At 55.4% G+C, this 3,748-nt stretch carries 4 protein-coding genes and 1 pseudogene; 2 read left to right on the forward strand and 3 right to left on the reverse strand.

Annotation, left to right across the window (positions count from 1 at the left end; all coding sequences use genetic code 11):
• Positions 1–124 precede the first annotated feature (124 nt).
• Complete coding sequence (gene yihG, locus AC4PR2_RS27995) at positions 125–1,021, forward strand: 1-acylglycerol-3-phosphate O-acyltransferase, YihG family (RefSeq protein ID WP_015379457.1); 897 nt, start codon at positions 125–127, stop codon at positions 1,019–1,021.
• Positions 1,022–1,062: 41 nt separating this feature from the next.
• On the opposite strand, the gene dsbA is transcribed toward yihG, so the two are convergent.
• From dsbA to AC4PR2_RS28010, 3 genes are all read right to left on the reverse strand, one after another.
• On the reverse strand, positions 1,063–1,686 hold the full coding sequence (gene dsbA, locus AC4PR2_RS28000; protein WP_004931264.1) for a thiol:disulfide interchange protein DsbA: 624 nt from the start codon (positions 1,684–1,686) through the stop codon (positions 1,063–1,065).
• A 29-nt stretch (positions 1,687–1,715) separates the two neighbouring features.
• Entirely contained in the window at positions 1,716–2,702 is a 987-nt protein-coding gene (locus AC4PR2_RS28005; RefSeq protein ID WP_084827033.1) for a serine/threonine protein kinase, read from the reverse strand.
• Between the two features lie 98 nt (positions 2,703–2,800).
• On the reverse strand, positions 2,801–3,070 hold the full coding sequence (locus AC4PR2_RS28010; RefSeq protein WP_004931268.1) for a YihD family protein: 270 nt from the start codon (positions 3,068–3,070) through the stop codon (positions 2,801–2,803).
• Positions 3,071–3,218: 148 nt separating this feature from the next.
• On the opposite strand from AC4PR2_RS28010, the pseudogene mobA reads away from it, so the two are divergent.
• A pseudogene (mobA, locus tag AC4PR2_RS28015) lies at positions 3,219–3,677 on the forward strand (molybdenum cofactor guanylyltransferase MobA); the annotation flags it as partial.
• Positions 3,678–3,748: the final 71 nt, after the last annotated feature.

Below are 3,748 nucleotides of genomic sequence, written 5' to 3' on the forward strand. Positions count from 1 at the left end.
TGAGTAGGTTGTGATCTCAGATTACAAACCGGCCAAAATAATTGTCGCGAACCGGCCAGATTAATTGTCGTCAGATAGCGCTTCGGCATGCAACGATGTTCTCAACAACCGTCAGCCCATAACCATGCCAAGATTGTTAACGCCTGTTATCTTTATCATTTCCGTCATACTCACGATTCTGGTGACGGTGTTGTGCTCCATCCCCATCACGCTGGCCGGCATCGTGAAACTCCTGGTGCCCATTCCCGCCGTTTGGCGATATATCTCGGCTTTTGCCGATTTCATGATGTGGTGCTGGTGTCAGGGGCTGGCGCTGTTATTGCGCATTAACGGGCAATTACGTTGGGATATTGAAGGGCTGGAGGGGCTGGATCGAAAAAACTGGTATCTGCTGATCAGCAACCACGAAAGTTGGTCGGACATTGTCGTATTGTGCGTGCTGTTCAGAAATCATATTCCAATGAATAAGTACTTCCTCAAGCAACAGTTAGCCTGGGTGCCTTTTGTCGGTCTGGCCTGTTGGGCGCTGGACATGCCATTCATGAAACGTTACTCCCGCGCCTATTTACTCAAGCATCCGGAGAAACGCGGCAAGGATATCGAAACGACGCGCCGTTCCTGCGAAAAATTCCGTCAGCGTCCAACCACCATCGTCAATTTCGTCGAGGGTTCGCGCTTCACGGAAGCCAAGAAAATTAAAAGCAATTCGCCGTATCGCAATTTGCTGGCGCCCAAAGCCGCCGGCATTGCGTTTACGCTCAGCGCACTGGGCAATCAGTTCGACAAAGTGTTGAACGTTACCCTGCTCTATCCGGAAAATAACCAACGGCCCTTTATGGATATGCTGTGTGGGCGGCTGACGCGTATCGTGGTAAGAATAGAAACGCTGCCGATCGATGAAACCCTGCACGGGGACTACTTCAACGACAAACAGTTCAAGCGGCGCTTCCAGCTGTGGCTGAATACGCTGTGGCAGGAAAAAGATCGGTTGCTGGATAAATTGAAGCGGCAATACGGGTAAAAAACGCCGGCAATGCCGGCGTTTTTCATGCTGAATCAGGCTTATTTCTGCTGGCTAAGGAATTTAACCACGTCGGCGAACTGCTTCACGTACGCGTCCATCGAGCTGGTGTCCAGGCCATCGTTTTTAACCATGTATTTGCCGTTCACGAATACCGCCGGCACACCGCGCAGCTGCAGATCTTCCGCGGCTTTCTCCTGTTGAACCACCAGAGATTTCACCACGAAGCTGTTCCAGGCTGCGTCATAATCAGCGGCGGTCACGCCCGCTTTCACGAAGACGTTACGGATATCGTCCGGCGTTTGCACGGTCTGGGTTTTCTGTACCGCTTCAAACATCAGCGGGCTTACTTTGTCTTCCACGCCCAGCGCCATCGCAACCGCCCATGCCTGAGTCAGCTGTTTGCCCAACGGCCCCAGGAACTCCACGTGGTACTTGGTCATTTTGGTGCCGGCAGGCAAGGCCTTCTTCACGTTTTCAGACACGTGATAGACCTGCTCGAACTGGTAGCAGTGCGGGCAGTAGAAGGAGAAGAACTCCAGCACCTGCGGCTCGCCGGTCACCGGCTTGTCCAGGGTCACGTACTGAGCGCCATCGCTAAACTGTGCCGCCGAGGCGCTGAATGCCATCACCATGCCAACGAGCGCCAACCATATTTTTTTCATAAGACTAAACTCTCCATTGTGTTAAAGCTTCAATACATTGGCGTCAGCTGCAGAGGAGGCTCCTGCAACAGCTTAACCTGTTCGGTGAAGGCCGCAGTCTGAGACAACCAGAAATCAGACTCCGCCATCCACGGAAAACTCTTAGGAAAGGCCGGATCCTGCCAACGGCGGGCGACCCAGGCCAGGTAATACACCATGCGCATCGCCCGCAGCGGCTCGATCAACGCCAACTCGCGCTGATCGAACTCGGCAAATTCACCGTACGCCTCCAGCAAGACGTCCAACTGCATCAGTTGATCGCGGCGTTCGCCGTGCAGCAGCATCCACAAGTCCTGCACCGCAGGGCCATTACGTGCGTCATCAAGATCGACGAACAGCGGGCCGTCGCGCCACAAAATATTGCCCGGATGGCAATCACCGTGCAAACGGCGCGGCTGCCAGTTCAGATGCCAGTGCGGCTTGATCGCCGCGATCAGGTTATCCGTCGCCTGCAGGAACCCCTCACGCTGCGCTGCCGGCAACAGCTCGCAACCGGCCAACACCTGACGCGGGGCGGTGAGATACTCTTCAACCCCCATCGTCGGCCGCTCGGCGAACAAACGCTCACCACCGACCTGATGGATACGCCCCAAGAAACGACCCACCCATTCCAACTGATCCAGGTTGTCTATCTCGTACTGCCGCCCGCCCACGCTGGGGAACAGGGTAAAGAAGAACCCAGCGTGCGTATGCAGCGTAGCGCCTTGCAACGCCAACGGCGCTACCGCCGGGATCTCCGCCTTCGCCAGATCCAGAGCGAACTGGTGCTCCTCACCGATCTGCGCAGCGCTCCAGCGCTCCGGGCGGTAAAACTTCACCACGTAGCGCCGGCGATCTTCGTCCATAAACTGATAGACGCGGTTCTCGTAGCTGTTCAGCGCCGTCAGACCGGAGTCGACGCGCAGGCCAACCCCTTCTAGCGCGTCCATAATCAAGTCGGGCGACAGAGTGTCGAAATTAAAAGCAGAGTTATTCATAACGTTCGTTTGATCGCTGACAGCACGGTGCCGGGAATGAGAAATAGTAGCATTAATGGCGCGTTTCACGAGCTATGCTTTCTCGCACCGCACGAAGGTCAGTCCTTAATAACCCCGCGAGCGCGCAACAGCGCCGTTTTAAAATCTTCTTCGTAATCTTTCTTCAGGCCCGGGATCTGATCCGTGCCGGCGCTGCCGCGCATTTTCAGGTGGTAAATAAGAATATCATCGCTCAGCTCGGACAACTCGCCCTGGAAGCCCGCTTCCTTCGCCAGTTTTTGCAAAAACTGCATCAAATTGAGATCGGGATCTTCCTGCCAGGCCGGGTGCAACAGCTCGATCAACTCGTTTACGCGATGCGTTTTCATCTCAATATCGTCCAATAGCATGAATAAACTCACAAAGTAACAGGCTTACCCACGCAGTGAAAGAACCGGCTTGTCAATAAAGGTAAATCCTGATGTCACGCCGGCTTTAGCGCTACAATCAGCGCATCGACAAGGCGGGATAAACGAGATGTATAAAGAAATCAGCGGCGTAATTTTGGCCGGCGGGCGAGCCACGCGCATGGGCGGTGAGGATAAAGGCCTGGTGTCGATTGGCGGTATCGCACTCTATCAGTATGTTCTGGCCCGGTTACGGCCGCAGGTGGCTTCCGTCGCCATCAGCGCCAACCGCAATCAGGCACGCTACCAGGCGAGCGGTTTGCCAGTGATTGGCGATCTGACGCCCGATTTCGCCGGGCCGTTGGCCGGGATGCTCGCCGGGCTCAAGCAATCTCCCAACGAGTGGGTGGCCTTCGTCCCTTGTGACGTCCCCGACTTTCCCGCCGACTTAGTCGCGCAGCTATGGCAGCAAAAAGGCGCAGCGCCAGCGGCCTTTGCCAGCGATGGTGAACGAGATCACCCTACGCTGGCGTTATTACATACCCAAATAGCACCACAGCTGGCCAACTATCTGGCGCAGGGTGAACGGTAGCACGCCTACGGCGTGAGCTCGTCTGCTGCGCAGCCGAAGTCCTTTCCACCCTCATCGCCGTATTTTAT

It is taken from the genome of Serratia sp. A07, from assembly GCF_058725505.1.

Excerpts from the sequence above, each read along its gene's own strand:
- dsbA (WP_004931264.1), bottom strand. The coding sequence starts at position 1,686 with ATGAAAAAAATATGGTTGGCGCTCGTTGGCATGGTGATGGCATTCAGC.
- AC4PR2_RS28010 (WP_004931268.1), bottom strand. The coding sequence starts at position 3,070 with ATGAAAACGCATCGCGTAAACGAGTTGATCGAGCTGTTGCACCCGGCC.
- AC4PR2_RS28005 (WP_084827033.1), bottom strand. The coding sequence starts at position 2,702 with ATGAATAACTCTGCTTTTAATTTCGACACTCTGTCGCCCGACTTGATT.
- yihG (WP_015379457.1), top strand. The coding sequence starts at position 125 with ATGCCAAGATTGTTAACGCCTGTTATCTTTATCATTTCCGTCATACTC.